The sequence below is a fragment of the Glaciimonas sp. GNP009 genome (genome assembly GCF_054343755.1).
Map to the genome: position 1 here is coordinate 4,586,342 of NZ_JBTGUV010000004.1, position 19,670 is coordinate 4,606,011.

22 protein-coding genes are annotated in these 19,670 nt (G+C 51.7%); 10 read left to right on the forward strand and 12 right to left on the reverse strand.

Going from position 1 to position 19,670, the window contains the following annotated elements; genetic code table 11:
- Positions 1-126: 126 nt before the first annotated feature.
- The 5 genes from ACXX82_RS21115 to ACXX82_RS21135 all read left to right on the forward strand — a co-directional run bounded on the left by ACXX82_RS21115 (position 127) and on the right by ACXX82_RS21135 (position 4,660).
- Positions 127-1,299: an ABC transporter substrate-binding protein gene (locus ACXX82_RS21115; protein WP_322238124.1), complete on the forward strand. Its 1,173-nt coding sequence runs from the start codon at positions 127-129 to the stop codon at positions 1,297-1,299.
- Between the two features lie 93 nt (positions 1,300-1,392).
- Entirely contained in the window at positions 1,393-2,265 is an 873-nt protein-coding gene (locus tag ACXX82_RS21120) for a branched-chain amino acid ABC transporter permease (RefSeq protein ID WP_322238126.1), read from the forward strand.
- On the forward strand, positions 2,262-3,257 hold the full coding sequence (locus ACXX82_RS21125) for a branched-chain amino acid ABC transporter permease (protein ID WP_322238128.1): 996 nt from the start codon (positions 2,262-2,264) through the stop codon (positions 3,255-3,257). Before ACXX82_RS21120 ends, ACXX82_RS21125 begins: the two co-directional genes overlap by 4 nt.
- Positions 3,244-3,957, forward strand: coding sequence for an ABC transporter ATP-binding protein (locus ACXX82_RS21130; protein WP_458563645.1), 714 nt, complete (start codon positions 3,244-3,246; stop codon positions 3,955-3,957). Before ACXX82_RS21125 ends, ACXX82_RS21130 begins: the two co-directional genes overlap by 14 nt.
- Positions 3,950-4,660, forward strand: coding sequence for an ABC transporter ATP-binding protein (locus ACXX82_RS21135; RefSeq protein WP_322238132.1), 711 nt, complete (start codon positions 3,950-3,952; stop codon positions 4,658-4,660). Before ACXX82_RS21130 ends, ACXX82_RS21135 begins: the two co-directional genes overlap by 8 nt.
- Before the next feature lie 112 nt (positions 4,661-4,772).
- Here the strand turns inward: ACXX82_RS21135 and ACXX82_RS21140 are convergent, their stop codons facing one another.
- On the reverse strand, positions 4,773-5,693 hold the full coding sequence (locus tag ACXX82_RS21140) for a LysR substrate-binding domain-containing protein (protein WP_322238134.1): 921 nt from the start codon (positions 5,691-5,693) through the stop codon (positions 4,773-4,775).
- A gap of 256 nt (positions 5,694-5,949) precedes the next feature.
- On the opposite strand from ACXX82_RS21140, the gene ACXX82_RS21145 reads away from it, so the two are divergent.
- The 5 genes from ACXX82_RS21145 (at position 5,950) to ACXX82_RS21165 (ending at position 10,372) form a co-directional block, all read left to right on the forward strand.
- The gene (locus tag ACXX82_RS21145) at positions 5,950-6,903 is read left to right on the forward strand and encodes an NAD(P)H-dependent flavin oxidoreductase (RefSeq protein ID WP_458563646.1); all 954 of its coding nucleotides are present in this window, start codon (positions 5,950-5,952) and stop codon (positions 6,901-6,903) included.
- A 98-nt stretch (positions 6,904-7,001) separates the two neighbouring features.
- A complete protein-coding gene (locus ACXX82_RS21150) occupies positions 7,002-7,400 on the forward strand; it encodes a Zn-ribbon domain-containing OB-fold protein (RefSeq protein ID WP_458563647.1) in 399 nt (132 codons plus the stop codon).
- Positions 7,397-8,578, forward strand: a complete 1,182-nt coding sequence (locus ACXX82_RS21155; RefSeq protein WP_458563648.1) for a thiolase family protein — start codon at positions 7,397-7,399, stop codon at positions 8,576-8,578. Before ACXX82_RS21150 ends, ACXX82_RS21155 begins: the two co-directional genes overlap by 4 nt.
- Before the next feature lie 37 nt (positions 8,579-8,615).
- Positions 8,616-9,521: an SDR family NAD(P)-dependent oxidoreductase gene (locus ACXX82_RS21160; protein WP_323507436.1), complete on the forward strand. Its 906-nt coding sequence runs from the start codon at positions 8,616-8,618 to the stop codon at positions 9,519-9,521.
- A gap of 62 nt (positions 9,522-9,583) precedes the next feature.
- Entirely contained in the window at positions 9,584-10,372 is a 789-nt protein-coding gene (locus tag ACXX82_RS21165) for an enoyl-CoA hydratase/isomerase family protein (protein ID WP_458564037.1), read from the forward strand.
- A gap of 70 nt (positions 10,373-10,442) precedes the next feature.
- Here ACXX82_RS21165 and ACXX82_RS21170 read toward each other — a convergent pair whose 3' ends face one another.
- The 11 genes from ACXX82_RS21170 to fliI all read right to left on the reverse strand — a co-directional run bounded on the left by ACXX82_RS21170 (position 10,443) and on the right by fliI (position 19,668).
- Positions 10,443-11,270 carry an HpcH/HpaI aldolase/citrate lyase family protein gene (locus ACXX82_RS21170; RefSeq protein WP_458563649.1) on the reverse strand — a complete coding sequence of 276 codons (828 nt, stop codon included), beginning with the start codon at positions 11,268-11,270 and terminating at the stop codon, positions 10,443-10,445.
- Positions 11,271-11,509: 239 nt separating this feature from the next.
- Complete coding sequence (fliR, locus tag ACXX82_RS21175; RefSeq protein WP_322238144.1) at positions 11,510-12,304, reverse strand: flagellar biosynthetic protein FliR; 795 nt, start codon at positions 12,302-12,304, stop codon at positions 11,510-11,512.
- Positions 12,304-12,573, reverse strand: a complete 270-nt coding sequence (gene fliQ / locus ACXX82_RS21180) for a flagellar biosynthesis protein FliQ (protein WP_322238146.1) — start codon at positions 12,571-12,573, stop codon at positions 12,304-12,306. The genes fliR and fliQ overlap by 1 nt, the downstream gene beginning before the upstream one ends.
- 38 nt (positions 12,574-12,611) lie before the next feature.
- The gene (gene fliP, locus ACXX82_RS21185; RefSeq protein ID WP_503421166.1) at positions 12,612-13,310 is read right to left on the reverse strand and encodes a flagellar type III secretion system pore protein FliP; all 699 of its coding nucleotides are present in this window, start codon (positions 13,308-13,310) and stop codon (positions 12,612-12,614) included.
- A 77-nt stretch (positions 13,311-13,387) separates the two neighbouring features.
- Positions 13,388-13,987, reverse strand: a complete 600-nt coding sequence (fliO, locus tag ACXX82_RS21190; RefSeq protein WP_323507144.1) for a flagellar biosynthetic protein FliO — start codon at positions 13,985-13,987, stop codon at positions 13,388-13,390.
- Positions 13,987-14,436, reverse strand: coding sequence for a flagellar motor switch protein FliN (fliN, locus tag ACXX82_RS21195; protein WP_322238152.1), 450 nt, complete (start codon positions 14,434-14,436; stop codon positions 13,987-13,989). The genes fliO and fliN overlap by 1 nt, the downstream gene beginning before the upstream one ends.
- Positions 14,429-15,433, reverse strand: coding sequence for a flagellar motor switch protein FliM (gene fliM / locus ACXX82_RS21200; protein ID WP_322238154.1), 1,005 nt, complete (start codon positions 15,431-15,433; stop codon positions 14,429-14,431). The genes fliN and fliM overlap by 8 nt, the downstream gene beginning before the upstream one ends.
- 154 nt (positions 15,434-15,587) lie before the next feature.
- Complete coding sequence (fliL, locus tag ACXX82_RS21205) at positions 15,588-16,076, reverse strand: flagellar basal body-associated protein FliL (protein WP_323507145.1); 489 nt, start codon at positions 16,074-16,076, stop codon at positions 15,588-15,590.
- 260 nt (positions 16,077-16,336) lie between these two features.
- Entirely contained in the window at positions 16,337-17,695 is a 1,359-nt protein-coding gene (locus tag ACXX82_RS21210; protein ID WP_458563651.1) for a flagellar hook-length control protein FliK, read from the reverse strand.
- A gap of 16 nt (positions 17,696-17,711) precedes the next feature.
- Positions 17,712-18,161 (reverse strand): flagellar export protein FliJ, encoded by a 450-nt coding sequence (fliJ, locus tag ACXX82_RS21215; protein ID WP_458563652.1) that lies wholly within the window; start codon positions 18,159-18,161, stop codon positions 17,712-17,714.
- Between the two features lie 19 nt (positions 18,162-18,180).
- The gene (gene fliI / locus ACXX82_RS21220) at positions 18,181-19,668 is read right to left on the reverse strand and encodes a flagellar protein export ATPase FliI (protein WP_323507147.1); all 1,488 of its coding nucleotides are present in this window, start codon (positions 19,666-19,668) and stop codon (positions 18,181-18,183) included.
- Positions 19,669-19,670 lie beyond the last annotated feature (2 nt).

Genomic DNA, 19,670 nt, shown 5'->3' on the forward strand with positions numbered 1-19,670 from the left:
AGACCAAAGAATCAAGCGAATAAGCCGCCCCAATCCCTGAACGCACAGGTAGCAAGGAGAGCCAAACGCCGGTGGAGCGGTTCTGCATAAGTCCCGACATAAAAAAACCAGATTGGAGATAGCAGTATGAAGCAGCAATTCAAATCCACATTGGCCCTAGTTATTTGCATCGCCACCATGCATGCAAACGCCCAAGCCGAAGAATTTAAGGTCGGCGTCCAATTACCCCTAACCGGTCCGCTAGCCTTAGCTGGCAACGAAATGTCAGAAGGCATACAAGTTGCAGCCGACGTATTCAACCGCCAGAACCCCAAGAACAAGATCAAGCTGATAGTAGTAGACGACGAGTCAACTCCAGCCAAGGCAGTAGCCGCGGTAGAAAAACTAGCCTCGCAAGGCGTAGTCGCCATCGCCGGCAGCGCCAATTCCAACAATGCGGGTCCAGCCTCCGATGCGGCCAATAAGGCTGACCTGGTATATATCACCTCTGGCGGAACCAGCGACGAGATGGTCAATCGCGGCCTGAAGAAGTTTTTCCGCGTGAGTAACACCAGCGGCTACGCATCTGGAATGGTCGGGCTATACACCGACATGGGAATTAAATCCGTATCGGTACTTTATTCAACCCGCGATGCGACAACCGACCTCGCAAACAAGTTAAAAAAAGCGCTTGAGTTAAAAGGTGTAAAGCTGACCATGCATCCGTTCGACGCAGCAATCACCGATTTCAAACCAATCCTGAATAAAGTCAAGTTGCAGGACAAATCAGAAGCGATTGCGATGGTCGGCTATGAAACCGATTACGTCGGCATCCTGCGTGCAGCGCGCATCATCCGCCCGAACCTCAAGGCGATCGTCGGTCCGTGGAGTCTGGCAACGCCAAAAATGGCGGCGTCCTTTCCTGATCTGATGCCTTACGTGTACGGCGCGACAGTGCTGTCCTCGCCACCCAAATTCGACACGCCTAGCAGTAAAGAATTTGCTGAGACGTTCCAGCGGTTGTTCCACACGCCATCAACCTATCATTCGCAAACCTCATTTGTGTATGCACAATTGTTATTCGAGGCAATCTTGCGTTCGCACAATACCGGTATGCTGGCAAAGGGCGGCCTCGCTGATGAACTGCGCAAAACCAAGACCGCCGACAGCCTCCTTGGTCCGGTCGCCTTCGATGCCAAAGGCGACAATCCAAGCTACAGCGCCCATATGGGGCAATTTCAGCAAAATGGTGATATCGCCATCGTATGGCCGAGCCAGTATGCCACTGGGAAAATGGTCTTTCCGAAGGTTTCATGGTGAGCGTAAGCAAACCGAAATTTGACGTGATCCTCATGCACGACGCATTTTTTGCCAACCTCACACAAGGTGTGAGGCCATACCAAGGAGGTAAAAATGTTTGAATTGATTGTACAGTCTCTCTATTCCGGGGTGCTGGCTGGTGGCGCGTATGCGCTGATTGCGCTGGGTTTGGCGCTGGTGTTCGGTACCATGAAGATCATTAATCTGGCGCATGGCGAACTGGTCCTTTTGGCAGCTTACATCGCCTATATGGCAGAGAATAACTGGCACCTTAATCCAATACTCGCGATACCGCTGGCGATAGTGGTGGTGTGCGCGACCTCGGTGATGGTGTATTTTCTGGTCAGCAAGATTGAAAAAGATCGTGAGCTAAATTCGCTGATCCTCACCTACGGCATCGGGATCATCCTGACCAACGCCGTATTGCTGATCTGGAAGGCCGATATCCACTCGACCAACGATGCATGGTTTCAACAGCCAGTCACGCTCGGGCCGTTTTACAGCATGACGAGTGAAATCACCTTCTTCGTGATCAGTCTGGTACTCATCATCGGGGTCTGGTGGTGGCTGGCGCGTAGTTGGTATGGTCGCGCGGTGCGTGCCGTGTCGAGTAATCGCGATGCCGCCAAACTGATGGGCGTCAATCCGCGCTGGACAGAACTGATCTCTTTCCTCGTATCGGGGCTGCTGGCGTCTTTCGCCGGTATCGCGATCTATAGTTCTTCGGTTATTCAACCGTCAATGGGAAGCCACCTGACGATGAAGGCCTTCATCATCACTGTATTGGCAGGCGCTGGTTCAATTCCAGGCGTGTTATTGGGCGGTATGCTGATTGGCATTGCCGAGGCTTTGACGGTGACGTTATACAGCTCAGCTTTGCAGGAAATGACGAGTATGTTGTTGTTTCTGCTGGTGTTGTTTGTGATGCCGAACGGCCTGTTCGGCGCGAAAGGAAGACGCGGATGAAATTGCGCACAGTCATGTTAATCGTCGTGGCAGCGGCCATGTATATCGCGGTGCCTTTATTGTTCGGTTCCAATCGTTATTTGATGAGCCTGATTGTGGCCTCGGTCACCATCGGCGGTATCGCGCTGGCGTGGGCCTTGCTGGGCAATTTGGGTGGCATGGTCAGCTTTGGTCAGGCGGCTTTTTTCGGTGTGGGCGCTTATGTGTCGGCGTTGCTGACCCTCAAGCTCGGTCTGCCTGTGTTCCCGGCCATGCTGCTAGGCGGCGTTGGCGCTTCGCTCTCCTCGTTGATGATGTTGCCAGCGTTGCGATTGAAGGGGCCTTACTTTGCGCTGGTCATCCTGGCTTACGCTCAGATATTTCGTATTTTGGTCACTGAGTTTGACAGCCTTACCGGGGGCAGCGGCGGGTTGTCCAGCATCCCGCCATTGCCACATGTGTTGGGTTTTGATTTTGGTAGCAAGGTCGGCGGTTATCTGGTGATCCTGACATTGGTGGTTGTATTCGTCTGGATTTATGACCGCACGCGTGCCAGCTATTACGGTCTGGCCTTGCGTGCCATGCAGGAGTCGGAAGATGCTACCCGCGTAGTGGGCGTCAACAGTACGCTGCTGAAAGCGATGATATTGTTGCTGTCAGCCTTTATGACTGGGATGATTGGTGCTTTTAATGCCCATTACATTAACTTTCTGGCACCTGATTATGCTTTCGATGCCGGTTGGACCGTCGTGCCGATCATTGCTGCTATTTTCGGCGGCTACCGTACTATTTTTGGACCCTTGGTCGGCGCAGCGGCGGTGTACCTGATTGATCAGTTGATCTTCAAAAGTTTGCTGCCCAGTGGTCATCAAATAGTGCTCGGCATCCTGCTGGTGGCGATGATCTTATGGAGCCCAACCGGATTGGTTCCTCTTGTGGCAGATAAGTTCAAAAGGCGCAAACAGCCTGCTACCTCGGGCAAAACTCAGGAGGTTAGTCATGCTGAAGCTTGAAGATATCACCATTCGGTTCGGCGGTCTGATAGCGGTCAACGCCGTGAATATGGAAATCGGCTCGCATGAGGTAGTCGGATTGGTTGGCCCGAATGGCGCGGGAAAGACCACGCTATTCAATGCCATTTCCGGTTTGGTACGTCCTTCCAGTGGACGGATTATATTCGGGAATGAAGACATTTTGAAACTGCCGTTGCACCAGCGAGCACGGCGCGGTATCGGCCGTTCGTTTCAAATCCCACAGCCGATGCACCAGTTGACAGTACGTGAAAATTTACTGGTAGCGCAGCGCTTTGGGACGGGGAAAGTGGACCCGTACAAGATCGATGAAATTATGGAATTTCTGAATCTTTCGGACAAGGCAGACCGCAACGCCGCCACGGAACTTGCATTGACTGAGCTGAAAGCGCTAGAAGTTGCCAAGGCGCTGGCGACAGAACCCAGATTGTTGCTATTAGACGAGGTGCTGGCCGGACTGGAAGTGACCGGCAAGCGTCGCTTCATGAGCATGCTCAAGGATCTGCACCAAAAATATAAGCTGGGTATTCTGATCGTTGAGCACGATATTGAAACCATCAGCGCGATGTGCAGCCGCGTCTGTGTGCTTAACTTTGGTCAGTTGATCGCCAATGGACCGCCTGAACAGGTGTTTCGTGATCCAGCGGTTATCAAGAGTTATACGGGGGACAGCAATGCTTGAAATCGTAAAGGTACGCGCCGGTTATGCCGCCATCAATATTTTGTGGGACGTTTCGCTTGAGATAGAACGGGGAAAGTTGACAACCATCATCGGTCCCAACGGTGCAGGAAAAACAACGCTGCTGCGCACGATTATGGGCCTTTTACCGGTGAGTCAGGGCGATATTCGGCTAGACGGACAGTCGCTTAAGGGCACCAATACCTGGGATATGGCCAATCACGGGATGACCATGATCCCGGAAGGACGGATGGTTTTTCGTGAGATGTCGGTTGAAGAGAACCTGATCATGGGCGCTTTTCACAAAGGCAGTCGTGCCAAGGTCAAGATTAATCTGGAAATGGCCTACGATATGTTTCCGCGTCTGAAGGAACGTCGCTCGCAACTGGCCGGTTCGCTTTCCGGTGGCGAGGCGCAGATGCTGGCGATGGGACGCGGTCTGATGTCGGAACCCGGCGTGATCCTGATCGACGAACCTTCGCTGGGATTAGCGCCGGTGGTGGTGCAAGAACTGTTTGAAATCCTGAAACGTCTGAAAAGTCTGGGTCGCACGATTGTTCTGGTTGAGCAAAATACGCATCGGGCGGTGGGTGTGGCTGACTATGTGTATTTGATGCAGGGCGGAAAGGTGCTTTTATCCAAACCGGCGGCGGAGGTCGATCTGAGCGCGTTGCATGATCTGTATTTCGGGCGCGAGAAGGCCTGATGTTCAGGGATTTTGATGCAGTAGGTTGGGGTCTACACAGCCGTACCGAACCGTACGATGAAGGCCCGATTTAATTGAATAAGGTAGCGTGTCGGCACGCTACCTGTAATTTTCAGGCTCGGTCAAACGCGAGATGTTCATCGCGGTCCAGTTCCAGGCATGTCATCAGCTCGCGTGCGAAAGTAGGCAGCATTTCCGGGTCCTGAACACAGGTGACCAGATTGCGGATGGCCCATAAATCACTTAATCGTGTGATCTTGATTGCCATGTGTCTGGAGTAACGTCGCGCAGCCGATTCGGGCAAGATCGCGATGCCAATATTTGCTTCAGCCATACGACACACTGTTTCGAAGCCGCTGACCTGAATCCGAAGTCTCAGTGTGACGCGTAGTTCGCTGGCGACGTTGGCGAGGAATGAATGGATGGCGCTTCCTTCGTGCAACCCGATGAAGTCGTATTCCAGTGTATCGGCAAAACTGACTGGCCCGTTTTGCGCCAATATATGGTCAGGGCCGGTAACCAGCACCAGACGGTCACTGCGGTACGGTGTGACGTGCAGACCTTCGGTGCGCACGGTGCCTGCGACGATGCCGATATCGGTGGTGCCTTCGCTGACGGCACGCACGATATCGCTGCTGAGACGTTCGCGCAGGTCGATATTGATATCTGGACGGGTTGAGAGGAAATGACTCAATACATTGGGGAGAAACTCTGTCATTGCCGTTGTGTTGGCCAGTATCCGAACGTGGCCTTTAATGCCGTGAGCGTATTCCTGCAGATCGCCGCGCAAGTTTTCCAGCTGATTGAGAACTTGTCTTGCATGATGCAACAAAGCCTGACCCGGCGGTCTGAGTGTGACGCCGTGATTTTCGCGATTGAGCAGCTTGGTGCCAATCGATTGTTCGAGATTCTTGATCCTGATACTTGCAGCTGGCAGTGACAGGTGAGCTCGAACCGCGGCGCGCGTCAGGCTGTTTTCTTCTGCGATATAGACAAATAACCTGAGATCAACCAAGTCGAAATGAATAGCCATGTGTTTTAACAAGGCAAGCCAGCCGTCACGTTGAAGTCGCGGCGGTGTAGTTAAGCTAAGCCTAATTCCCTCTTTGAAAAATGTGAATTGTACGGAATTAACGAGTCTGACATTCTACGATGAAACCGGAATTGCAGTCTTACTAAAAGTCAAATGCGGAAAGTTGACGAGACGAGATGTTATTCGACAACTATTATTCTTCAGTCATCGTGCGCCATGCGTTTGAATCTCATCAAAACTCTCAGGAGAAGCAGTAATGCCTTTACCCGCACAATTAAAAGGCAAGTTGGCGCTGCCAGTTATTGCATCGCCAATGTTCATTGTTTCTGGCCCGGAACTGGTCATAGCGCAGTGCTGCGCCGGTATCGTCGGTTCGTTTCCGGCGCTGAATGCACGGCCACAGGAAGAGCTGGAAAAATGGATCGTGCGCATCAAACGAGCGTTGGCTGAATATCAAGCCGTACACCCGGATGCGAAGGTTGCCCCGTTTGCTGTGAATCAAATCGTCCATCCATCGAACAAACGTTTGCAAGAAGATTTGGAAGTGTGCATACGCCAACAGGTGCCGATTATTATTACTTCATTGCGATCGCCTGAAGGGCTGGTCGAACAGGTCCACGGCTATGGCGGCATTGTGCTGAGTGATGTCGTCAATGTGCGTCATGCAAAAAAAGCACTGGCTACCGGTGTCGACGGATTGATTCTGGTATGCGCTGGAGCTGGCGGTCATGCAGGAACACTCAGCCCGTTTGCGCTGGTGAATGAGGTCCGCAGTTTTTACGATGGTTTGGTCGTTTTATCCGGCGCGATTACAAACGGTAGCGCGATTCTTGCGGCACAAGCGATGGGTTGCGATCTGGCTTATATCGGGACGCGCTTTATCGCCACGCAGGAAGCGAGCGCAGACGACGAACACAAGCAGATGATCATGGATGCAAGCGCAGCCGATATCGTTTATACGCCGTACTTTTCTGGCGTACCGGCGAACTATCTGAAGGTGAGCATCACGCGTAACGGTCTGGATCCGGACAACTTGCCGGTCTCTGATCCGTCCAAGATGGATTTCAACAAACCGAAGGCCTGGAAGGACGTCTGGAGTGCGGGACAGGGTATCGGCAACATCAATGACAGACCGCCGACAGCACAACTCATCGCCCGACTAAGCGCTGAATACCGGACGGCCAGACAGCAGATTCTGGACGCGCTATAAAAAAATTACGCAACTATGCCTGCCTGAGTTCTTAGGCTTTGGAGGCTGGCTTTGCAACTTTTATAACATCAGCAATACCTCTAAAAAGGAATAAGAATATGTCAGAGTCCACCATGTTCACAGGCGCGGGACCAGAAAAGGTGTATTACGACGCCCTGAAGGCTGGCACTTTCCAGATTCAACGCTGCGGCGCTTGCACAAAACACGTGTTTTATCCACGCGTCATCTGTAGCCATTGCGGTTCTCCAAATCTAGCCTGGGTCACGCCCAACGGCAACGGAACGGTATATTCAACGACGATAGTGCGGCGCAAAGCGGATGCCGGTGGCGACCTGAACATTGCGCTGATTGATTTGGAGGAGGGCGTGCGCATGATGAGTCGGGTGGATGGTATTCCGTTCGATCAGATCAGCATTGGAATGGCAGTGAAAGCCAGCATCGTTACAGAAAACGCGCAAACCATGATTATTTTTACGCCAGCTGGAGACGCACAATGAGCCCGCGTGATGTGCGAGATTTGAGAGGTTCAGTCGCCATTGTTGGCATCGGTCAAGCTGGCCTGGGTGAGGCGCACGGGCGCACGGAATTGGAAATTCTGGCCGAAGCGGCGCATAACGCCGTACGCGATGCTGGCCTGCATATGCGCGATATTGATGGTATTTGCACCGCCAGCGTCAATGCTGTCATGTGGGGTTTGCCGGTTGCTGAATATCTGGGCATTCAGCCTAAGCTAATCGATAGCACGATGGTAGGCGGCTCCAGCTTTGTATCGCACATGATGCCAGCCGCGATGGCGCTCAATGCGGGCATCTGTGACGCAGTGTTGGTGTGTTACGGCAGCACCCAGCGCACCGGCACTATTGGTCGTGCGGAAAGCGGTCAGGCGCGCCGTATCCTTGATCCAATGCCTTACGAAAGCGTGTACCAGCCAGCGATGCCGATATCGGCCTATGCGCTTGCCGCGGCACGTCATATGCATCAATACGGCACCACGCGAGAACAGTTGGCCGAAGTGGCGGTATCTGCACGTAAATGGGCGCAACTTAATCCAGAAGCATTTATGCGCGATCCATTGTCGATTGAGGATGTATTGAAATCCCGGATGGTCGCTGATCCGCTGTCTGTACGCGATTGCTGTCTGGTCACCGATGGTGCTGCTGCGTATGTCATGGTGCGTGCCGATCGCGCCAAACATTTAGCGAAAAAACCTGTCTACATGTTAGGCAATGCCAGCGCGACCTGGCATCGCCAGATATCCAGCATGCCGGACGTGACAGTCACGGCTGCCAAAGAATCTGGCGAGCGAGCGTTTGCGATGGCAGGCATGACGCCGTCCGATATCGACGTGGTGGAACTGTATGACGCCTTCACCATTAATACCATTCTGTTTTTGGAAGATCTGGGCTTTTGCAAAAAAGGCGAGGGTGGTGCGTTTGTCGCCAACGGCGGCATTGCGCCCGGCGGCCGGTTAGCGGTCAATACCAACGGTGGCGGCCTGTCTTGCGTGCATCCCGGCATGTACGGCATGTTCATCACGGTCGAGGCGGTGCGCCAGTTGCGCGGTGAGGGCGGCGATCGGCAGATTGAAGGTGCGCAAACCGCCATCGTGCATGCCAACGGTGGCACGCTGTCAGCGCAGGCGACGGCCATTCTTGGCACAGAAGCGGCACTTTAAATAATATTCAAGGATCTACGATATGACAAATTCCCACATGATTGAAGGCAAAGTAGTCGTTGTGACCGGCGCGGGTGGTGGCATTGGCCGCGATATTGCGCTGGCGATGGCACGTTCTGGCGCTAAAGTGATCGTCAATGATATTGGCGCTTCACTCAGCGGCGATCCGCTGGCGGTCAACCCGGGCCAGCAGGTCGTTGACGAGATCAAAGCATTTGGCGGGCAGGCAATTGCCAACAGCGATAGCGTATCCGAGGCAAGTAGCGCAGCGCGCATCATCGAATCTGCGCTTGATCATTTCGGTCGTATCGATTGCGTGGTTAACAATGCTGGCATATTACGTGACCGGATTTTTCACAAGCTTAGCGCGGAAGACTGGGATACCGTATTAAAGGTCCATCTCTATGGCGCTTTTTACACCAGCAAAGCCGCCGCATTGCATTTCAAAGAGCAGGGTTCGGGCAGTCTGGTTCACATGACCTCGGCTTCTGGCTTGGTGGGCAATTTGGGGCAGGCTAATTATTCGGCCGCCAAATTGGGTGTGACCGCGTTGTCGAAATCGATTGCGTTGGACATGCAACGCTTCAACGTGCGGTCCAATTGTATCTGTCCGTTTGCATGGAGTCGCATGACCAGTTCGATCCCAACCGACACGCCAGCAGAGCAAGCGAGAGTCGATAAACTCAAACTGATGACACCAGACAAGATTGCTCCGCTCGCGGTTTATCTGGCTAGCGATGCCGCAAAAGATGTCAACGCACAAGTGTTCGCCGTGCGTAACAATGAAATTATTCTGATGAGCCAGCCGCGCCCGGTACGGTCAGTGCACCGCTCGGAGGGGTGGACGCCCGAGAGCATCGCAGAACACGCGATGCCAGCGTTGAAGGCCTCATTTTTTGCGCTTGATCGGTCTGCCGATGTATTCAGTTGGGACCCGATCTGATCCTGACGCTTGCGCTGCAATTAAATTAAGTCCTGACGGAGACTCAAATGGATCAGACAGAAATGGAAACAATTATTTATACCGTATCGGAAGGGGTTGCAACGCTGACTCTGAACCGGCCAAAGCAAAAGAACGCGCTTGATATGGTGATGCGGCGGGAAGTGAGTGAAGTGGTGTCCTCGATTAAGAGCGACCGCGGAATTCGTGCACTCATCCTCGCTGGTTCGGGTGGTGCTTTTTGTGCGGGCGGTGATGTGCGTACGATGGATGCCGGAGCCAATGCAGAAGAGGCACGCAACCGTATGGCTGATTTGCATAGGTGGCTGGCTGATTTGCTTAACCTTGACCGACCGGTGATTGCCGCAGTTGATGGCGTGGCTTATGGTGCTGGTTTCGGTCTGGCGCTGGCGGCCGATTTTATTATTGCCACACCGCGTGCGCGTTTTTGCATGCCCTTTTTACGGTTGGGGTTGATACCTGATTGCGGGATGTTGTATACGTTGCCACGCGTGGTCGGTCTGCAACGCGCTAAGGAACTGGCGTTTTCGACGCGGGAAGTTGATGCTGAAGAAGCCCGGCACTTGGGCATCGTGTTTGAAATACATTCAGCCGAGCGTATTGATGCACGGGCGCGGCAACTGGCGTTGAGTTTTACCCAGGCATCGCAGACGGCGCTTAGCTTGACCAAGCGCGCTCTTAATACTTCGCTGGATAGCAATCTTGCGACGATGTTGGAGATGGAGGCGAATGGTCAGGGGTTGGCGCGTTCGACTGGATACCATCGTGATGCGGTTAGTCGTTTTATTCAGAAGCAATTGCCGTTGTTTCAGTGGCCGAATGCTGTCGAATAAGCCAATTATTTGGGTTGTTGGTTCAAGGGATTGAAGGGTTCCAATGTTTTGACGATGGAACCCTTTTTTATCAGGTATTTTTTTGTTGACGGCTTCGACGTTCGGCGTCGCTCAGTATCCGTTGCGCGAGTAACATGACCGGTCGGTCTACCATTTTCCCGTCGATGGCTACGGCTGCGCCATTGGCTGTGGACGCTGCTTCAAGCACGCGTTTGGCCCAGCTTAGTTCGGTTGCGCTAGGGTCGAATCCTTCGTTGACATAATTTACCTGTTTTGGATGAATGCAGAGTTTGCCGCCGAATCCTAATCGCCGCGCTTGTTGGGTGTCGTTGCGGATTGCGTCGATGTCGTCGATGCTGGTTGTGACGCCGTCTACCGGGGCCTGGATGCCTGCCACGCGGGAGGCGAGTACGAGTGTGGAGCGGAAGTAGAGTAATTCCTGATGACCTTCGGTGATGCCGAGGTCGAGGCTGAAGTCGATTGAGCCGAATAGTAGGCGCTGCACGCGGGGTGATCGGGCTAGTGCGTTGACATTGGATATACCGTGGGCACTTTCTATGAGTGGTAGGATGATTTCTGCGCCGGCGTGGGCGATTACGGCTAGGTCGTCTATGCGTTCGGCTTTGGGGAGCACTATGCCTGCTATGCCTGGCATTTTGCATAAACTCAGGTCTTCGCTGAACCATTCGCTGTCGGCGCTGTTGATTCTTACTAATACTGATTTTTCTGGAGATAGCCAGGCTTTTAGTGCTTTGCGGGCGGATTCTTTTTCGCTTGCTGGGACTGCGTCTTCTAAATCTATGATTACTACGTCGGCGTTTGTTGCGCAGGCTTTGTCGAAGCGTTCTGGGCGGTTTGCCGGGACAAATAGATAGGATCTTGAGATGAAGTTTTCCATTGAATGCTTTCTTGGTGCGTTTTTACGTTTTTTTGGTTTTCGTTAATTAACGTGGTTTGGTGCTCCGTGGAAGCTGGTCCGGGGTAGCCCGACAAGCTTCCACGGAGCACTAACCATTTTAATTAAATAATACCGAAATTTGGCACCTTGTGCTGCCTTTGAAGTCGCTTTTAACCAAGATCCAATTCATCACGAAATAAAAACCAAGTCAGCAAAACAAACAATCACAACCGACCAACCTATCCCCTCAACCCACGCACAACCCCCAACATAGTCCCCATCCCCCAAGCAAATTCCCGCTCAAGAAACACCCCCAAGTGCGGAATCAACATCTGCAAAACCACTATCCCACCAAGCAACGTCAAAGGAAACCCTACCGCAAAAATACTCAACTGAGGCGATGCCCGATTGAGAATCCCCATTGCCAGATTTAACGTCAGCAATGCAGCAATTAACGGTAACGCCAACATCAGTCCGGCAGAGAACACATTCGCCCCTGCGAGAACTAAAACATACCAACCATTTGCACTGAGTGGCGCATCAGAAATTGGCAAGATATGAAAACTTTCCGCCAATGTAGCGATCACCATCAGATGACCGTCCAGTGCCAAAAAAATCAACATAGCTAACATGTTCAGAAGCCGCGACAAGACCATGGTATTGCCGCCGCTGGTCGGATCGAAAAAGGAAGCGAACGATAAGCCCATTTGCAGGCCTGCGTAATCGCCCGCTGACTGCACCGCTGCAAATACCATTTTCATGCAAAATCCCATCGCGCCACCGATTATTACCTGCTGCATCAAAATCCAGACACCGCCAGCAGATACTAATGGAACGTTCGGCATCGGACCGAGAGTAGGGCCTATCGCCATTGCCAGCAGCGCTGCCAGTCCGACCTTCAGTGGGCGTTGGACGATCGCTTCACCAAATATTGGGGCCGTGCTAATTAGCGCTAACATCCTTACAAACGGCCATAAAAATGCCGCTATCCAAAAGGTTAGCTGTGCAGATGTGACGGATAGAGCTGGCTGCATTAGCCAACCAGTTGTGGAATGCCGGAGAACAACTGACGCATGTAGTCGAGAATGATATTGAGCATCCATGGACCAGCAATAACCAGAGTGGCGAATACCGCAAGTAGCTTTGGAATGAACGAGAGCGTCATCTCGTTGATCTGGGTCGCCGCCTGGAACAGGCTGATAATAAGGCCGGTGATGAGCGCGACCAATAGTAGCGGAGCACCTAGTAACAAGGTGATTTTCATGGCTTGATAGCCAAGGGCCATTACTGTTTCAGGAGTCATTTTGGATAGGCAATAAACGGGAATAAAAAAGATGTGCTCTAGGTATAAAAACTTTGGGCCAGAGCGCCGATCAACAAATGCCAGCCATCAACCAATACGAATAGCATGAGTTTGAATGGTAACGCGATGGTGGCGGGCGGCACCATCATCATCCCCATTGACATCAGGACACTGGCGACGACCAGATCGACGATCAAAAAAGGGATGAAGATGGTGAAGCCGATCTGGAATGCCGTTTTTAACTCACTGATGACAAATGCCGGTACCAAAATCCTGAGCGACACTTCCTCTGGACCTTGCATTGGACCGGTATTGGCTAATCTGGCAAACAAGGCCAGATCGGCTTCGCGGGTTTGTTTTAGCATGAATTGTTTAAAGGGTTGAACACCTCTTTCGAGTGCTTGCTCTGCGGTGATTTTATTTTCAGAGAAAGGTTTGTAACCGTCGGTATAAGCTTTATCGAATACCGGAGACATGACAAAGAAGGTCAGAAAGAGTGCTAATCCAACCAATATTTGATTTGGTGGCGAGGACTGTGCACCGATGGCCGTCCGTAATAATCCGAGCACGATGATGATGCGAGTGAAGCCCGTCATGGTCAGTAAAATTGCGGGCAGGAACGACAGCGATGTCAGCAGCAGCATCGTCTGGACACTCAGCGACCAGGTTTGGCCGCCTCCAGGACCTGGTGTGGTGGTGATGCCCGGAATTCCTTGTGCACTGGCAAGCGCAGGCATTAAGGCAAAAAATAGAATCAGGGCGGCAACCGTAAGGCGGACACCGGTGTCTTGACGAAATAGGTTTGGTGCTGACATTAGTCGGACTTTGAATTTTCTGCTGGCTTGGTGTTGAACTGGCTCATTGTTTGTTGGCCTAGCATCGATTTTTGTAGTTTTTGCGCAAAGCTGGCGGCAAGCCCGCTACCAAATGGCTTATTTGATAAAGCCGACCCAGCCGATACAACTGATTCAGTCGTCGCTTCAGCGGACATGGTATGTAGCGCATTGATTCGTCCCGGCGTGACGCCAAGTATGACCCACGTGCCAGCGACTTCGACAATCACAACCCGTTCGCGCTGGCCGACCATTGTGCTACTGACTACTTTGAGCAGGCTGCCGTTGCCTTGACGTTGCATACCCAGACGACGCGCCACCCATGCGCATAAAAAAATCAGGGCGAGGACTACAATCAAACCGAAAGCAGCTTGCAGTAATCCCGCAGCGCCCCAAGACGGAGAGCCGGCCACGCCAGCTCCCGAGGCCGCAGCGAATGCCGGCGCAGATGCTGCACTAACTGTTGATGCTAAAGGCGTTCCGATTGTATTAGATGCTGACGATGCGTTGGCTAGCGCCGGTACGGTCAGCAGCATGCATAAAATCGCGATCAATCGCTTCGCAGAGGTAGACGACAACATTATCGATTCAGTTTATGAATGCGTTCAGACGGTGTAATGATATCGGTCAGACGAATACCAAATTTTTCGTTCACAACAACGACTTCACCTTGCGCAATTAAATAGCCGTTAATTAACACATCCATAGGTTCACCGGCGAGCCCATCCAACTCGACTATTGAGCCTTGCGCTAGTTGTAGCAAATTCTTGATGGTAATGCGGGTGCGACCCAGCTCGGCAGTCAGTTGTACCGGAATATCGAGAATCATATCGATATCTGCTTTGGGAACATCGACGCCCACGCCTTCGCCGCGTAAAGGCTGGAATACGTTGGCTGTGCTTTCAGTCTTTTCTGCTGTGGTCATCGGAACGGGTGCCGTTGGTGATGATCCCATGGTTTGTTCCGCCAGCGCACTGGCCCAGTCATCGGCCGCATTGTTGGTTTTGTCCGATTGCTTGTCATCACTCATTGTCGTTCCCCTTACTTGCATCGCTTTCGCGGTGATTAATCATTTTCTTTACACGCAATGCGTAGCGGCCATTTGATGTACCGTAGCCACATTCCATCACAGGAACATTGTCAACCTTTGCCAGAATCGTTTCTGGCATATCGATCGGTAAAACGTCGCCTACTTTTAGTTGCAATAGCTGGCCGATAGTTGAGGGCAGGGTGATGAAATCGGCTTTTAGCTTGACGTCTGCACTTTGCACTTGTTGCGATAGTTGCTTCACCCATCGCTTGTCTATTTCCACTTCGTCCTGTAACGGATTGGAGAGCAGATCACGAATTGGCTCAATCATCGAATACGGAATACAGACGTGAAGCGCACCGCCAATCGGGCCGAATTCGATGTGGAACGTTGTATTGACTACGACTTCATTCGGAGTCGCAATATTGGCAAACTTGGTATGCATCTCTGCACGAATATATTCAAATTCGATGGGATAGACGGGTTTAAAAGCAGCGCGGTAGCTTTCCAGCGCCAGATCCAGCAAACGTCGGATGATCCGGTGCTCGGTTTGTGTGAAATCGCGCCCTTCAACCCGCATATGAAAGCGACCTTCGCCACCGAACAGATTATCGACTACCAAAAATACCAGATTAGGGTCGAAGACGAAAAGTGCCGTGCCGCGTAACGGCTTCATGTGCACCAGATTGATATTCGCTGGAACGGGTAAATGCCGGACAAACTCACTGTACTTCTGAATATTTACCGCTCCCACAGAAATATCAGCAGTGCGACGCATGAAGTTGAACAATCCTCTGCGCAATTGGCGTGCGAAGCGTTCATTGATAATTTCAAGTGTATGGAGGCGGCCGCGTACGATACGCTCCTGGGTCCCCAGGTTGTAAGACTGGACGCTGCCCGGTGCAATGGGTGGCAGCGGTGTGTTCTCAGAATCACCAGCGACGCCTTGTAGTAAAGCGTCTACCTCATCTTGAGACAGTAGCTGTTCATAAGCCATTGAATAATCTCATCATTACTATTGCACTTTATTAAAAGTCTGCTGTTTTCGCTAATTATTCATCTTCAATGGCCACATCTATTTGATCGTCCATTGGGGCGCTTTGGCTTCATATTTTTTAATCGCCTTGATTTAATATCTCTATATCAGAATGTCATTGCACCACGAACGAAGTAAACAGAACGTCGGTTATCCGCTGTGTCAGCTTGTCAGCTGAAAGAGGCTTGCTGAGCGTCTTAAGAATTTCGACGGATAGTTGTTTTTTGTCGTCTGCCGTGATCAGAGAATCTGGTGTTCGATCCGCTAGCATCAACAAAACCCGACTGCGGGCCTCAGGTAAATACTGTGCAATTGTGCTCTGTGATCCCGCATCTGCGACTTTTAGCGTGATGCCGATATGAAGAAAGCGCTCACGCTCATCCGAGCGCAAATTGACTGTGAATGGCTCTAACGCAACAAAAATGGGTGCTTCAATTTTGACTTCTTGCGGCGTACTCAGATTGGTGCGAGCGACGTTATTAATGCTGCCTATATAATAGGCAATAGCGCCAGTAATGGCCGCGACGAGCAATAGCGTTACGGAGAAAACAACCTTGGCTTTTTTCGATATTGCCGTTGGTTTGGTAATAATGGTCGCCATCATATGCCTGCATAAAATTCTGACGTTCATTGTTGGCGATAAGCGCCAGAAACTATCTGCTAATCAAAAGGGATAAATTACTTCAACTCAGCGCTTCGACTATTAGCTGTTTGCTCGAAATAAACCTTGTCCCACTTCGGCCCAATTGATTGTGATAAACATGCTGAAGAAATTGTTACCGCAAGCAGGAAAATATCGACGTACAGTTTCTGGAGTCTTCATTGTTAAAAAAACACTTGATATCACTGCTTGGTGCTACCGCCTCATACAAATGTATCAACGCCACGGCTGCTTTGAGGGCGCAATGGTTGAACGGTCACGTTCTGGTTTGTCTTCGACTGCGCCAACAATCCTGATTCTGTGCTTCCGTGGTTGCGCTGGCCGGATTGCTTTCCGTCATGTTGTGTAAAGGCGCTTTGTTGCTGTTGTTGCTGTTGTTGTGCATCGGCGCTGACTGACGTATTGCTTAGATTAATACCATTTTCCGCAAGTGAACTACGCAACTGCGGCAACGCTGCTTCGATGGCTGCCCGTACTGATTGATGGGCTGATATGAACTGCGCTTGTGCCTGATTGTCATTGAAAGTCAGCGTCACTTTTAATGGACCTAAGTCTGGCGGGTTCAAATGTAGTTCGGCGACGGGTTGGTTATTGTTGCCCATCCATACCACTTGTTTTCCTAACGCCGTACCCCAATCACCGCTGGCGACCGAAGGACCGAGGTGCAGTTGCACAGGATTGGTCAGGTTCGTGTCGAGGTTATTCATATTTGGCGATAACGGCGAAGAATGCACAACCGGTATCATTGCAGCTGATCCTGCAATATTAAACTGATCCAAAATAGGGCTTGTGTTGGCTGCAAGATCTCCTGCGATTGTCTTGGATGTTGCCGTTGCCAGCGCATGCTTTGCACTGGATTGCTCATCTTTACGGCTTTGGTCGTTACCTTTATCAAATTGCTGTTGGAATCCAGTCCCATTTGCAAGGATATTCTGTGCATGCGTTTTTTCAGCGGGCGAGGCTATCTTGTCTTCCGTGTTTGCTGTCTTGCTATCATTTAACGCGGCTTGCCTGTGTTCCGTCGATTGGCCAAACAACCTTTGATCAATACTCACATTGTTCTTGCTGAGGGCTGACTCAGCAGCAGTGCCGTAGTGAGTTTGATCACTAACCTGATCGTTATCTGTACTGAACTCTTTGGTAGTAGCGTGAGAATGATGGCGGTTGCTATTGTTGGTCGTCGCCATCGCATCTCGCAATTGTGTATCTGCCGCCGATGGAAGAGTGTTAAGAGGGTTGGACGGGACATCGGTTGTAACACCTTTTGCCGTTACAGCGGGCTTTTCACTGATCTCCATCAGGGCGAGCCCTAATGATGGCGTTTGATCTGGTGATGTTGTTTGATCGAGGCTCGTAAGTTCAAGGTGTTTTTTCAGCGGTTGATCCGATGTCTTTTCTGCGCTCGGGTCTGTGTCCTTGCTGGCGGACCGACTCTTTTCAAGAGACTGATCGAATTCTTTCCCAAAACTATGCGCTGCATTTTGGTCGATATTTTTAATCGAAGAACTGTCACTAACGAAATTACTTTGAGTAACGGCGATGGCCGCAAGAGCGAGAGACATGAGAGTTCCTTAAAAATTAGTCCGTCGCGGTACGCAACTGGAATTGTCGGGCGGCATGTTCGTCGCTATCGCGTTGTTCACGCTTGTTGAGTATGCCAAGTTGTCGTTGTCGATTGCGTTCGGCTAAGGTGCCGAATGATGACAGACGACGTTTGTTCTGTTGCCAGTCGATACGGCCATTCGACAAGCGCGTATCCGCTTGCGCGGCAATCGCACTTTGCTGGTCGATAGCACCGTCTAATGTTCCGATGAAATGCTGAAAGTTACGCCACCGCGCCGACGGCACGCCATCGCGCATTTGGGCTTGCAGCTTATCGTAATACTCTTGTCGATATTCCAGTAGCAACGCCAATTTTTGCGCTGCGCTGGTGTGGGCATTTTGTAGTTGGCCGAGTCGACGAGTAGATTCGTCGGTTTTATTTTGAGCCAGTTCAATTAACATGGCGAGCGGTAAAGTATTGGACATGGGCTTCTTTCAGATCGGGTCAGGACCGGGAAAAGATGGCATTTAATCGGGCCAGTGACTCTTCGACACCGGTACGTTCATCCATCTCCTGCTGTAAAAATGCTTCGATTTCAGGATAGTGTGCGATGGCCTTATCCAATTGCAGGTCATTACCGGCGGCATATGCACCGACACTGATCAAATCACGATTACGTTGGTAGCGCGATAGCATTTGCTTGAAGTGCCGAACCGATGCAAATTGTAGTGGCGTGATCAATGCGGTCATGGCGCGGCTAATGGATGCCTCGATATCAATTGCAGGATAGTGGCCCGCTTCAGCCAGGCTGCGCGATAGGACGATGTGACCATCCAGAATGGCACGGGCGGCGTCAGCGATGGGATCTTGCTGGTCATCGCCTTCTGTCAGCACTGTATAAAAAGCGGTAATCGATCCACCTTGTCCACTGGCGTCGCGTGCACCGTTACCGGCTCTTTCAACCAATGCTGGCAACTTGGCAAATACCGATGGTGGATAACCCTTAGTCGCGGGTGGTTCGCCGACCGCTAACGCAATTTCACGCTGTGCCATAGCATAGCGTGTCAGTGAGTCCATGATCAGTAATACATCTTTGCCTTGATCGCGGAAAAATTCAGCCAGACAAGTTGCATAAGCGGCCCCTTGCAGACGGAGTAATGGCGATGTGTCTGCTGGTGCGGCAACGACTACTGCACGCGCCATTCCTTCTGCGCCGAGCGTGTTTTCTATAAAATCTTTTACTTCGCGGCCGCGTTCGCCGATCAAGCCAACCACTATTACGTCAGCGCTCGTATAGCGCGCCATCATGCCGAGCAATACGCTTTTACCGACGCCGGAGCCGGCAAATAAGCCCATGCGCTGACCGCGCCCGACTGTCAGTAAAGCATTGATGGCGCGTACACCGACATCCAGCACTGAGTCAATCGGCGCGCGGGTCAATGGATTGATTGGCGCAGCAGAAAGTGGCACTTCACGGGAAAAATTGAGCGGCCCTAAGTCATCCAGTGGACGTCCCATAGCATCGACCACACGTCCCAGCATGCCCGAACCGACTGGCAAACGCTTGGCACCGTTCTGTATTATTGGCTCATCAATATGGCCTGATTCAGCATCGTTTGCTATCAACGAGGAGGGTGCTGCCGTCATTGGATAGACGCGTGCACCGGGTATCAAGCCAGCGACTTCACTCCGTGGCATCAAAAAGGTACGGTCACCGGCAAAGCCGACGACTTCGGCTTCGGTGGTACGTTGGGAATAACCTTGAGGCAATTCGATCAGGCAATCACTGCCGACCGGCAAACGTAATCCGACCGCTTCCAACACCAAACCGACGGCGCGCGTCAGCCGACCGTAAGTGCGGATTGGTGTGCTGCGAGCAATATCGATACTGGCACTACCAAGACTCCGCCGCCAGGTTTGAAGATGGGCGTTGGTCGCCGCCGAGGCGGCAAGATCGGTATCGGCGTAGTTATCGGTTTCGTGGAGGTTCATTT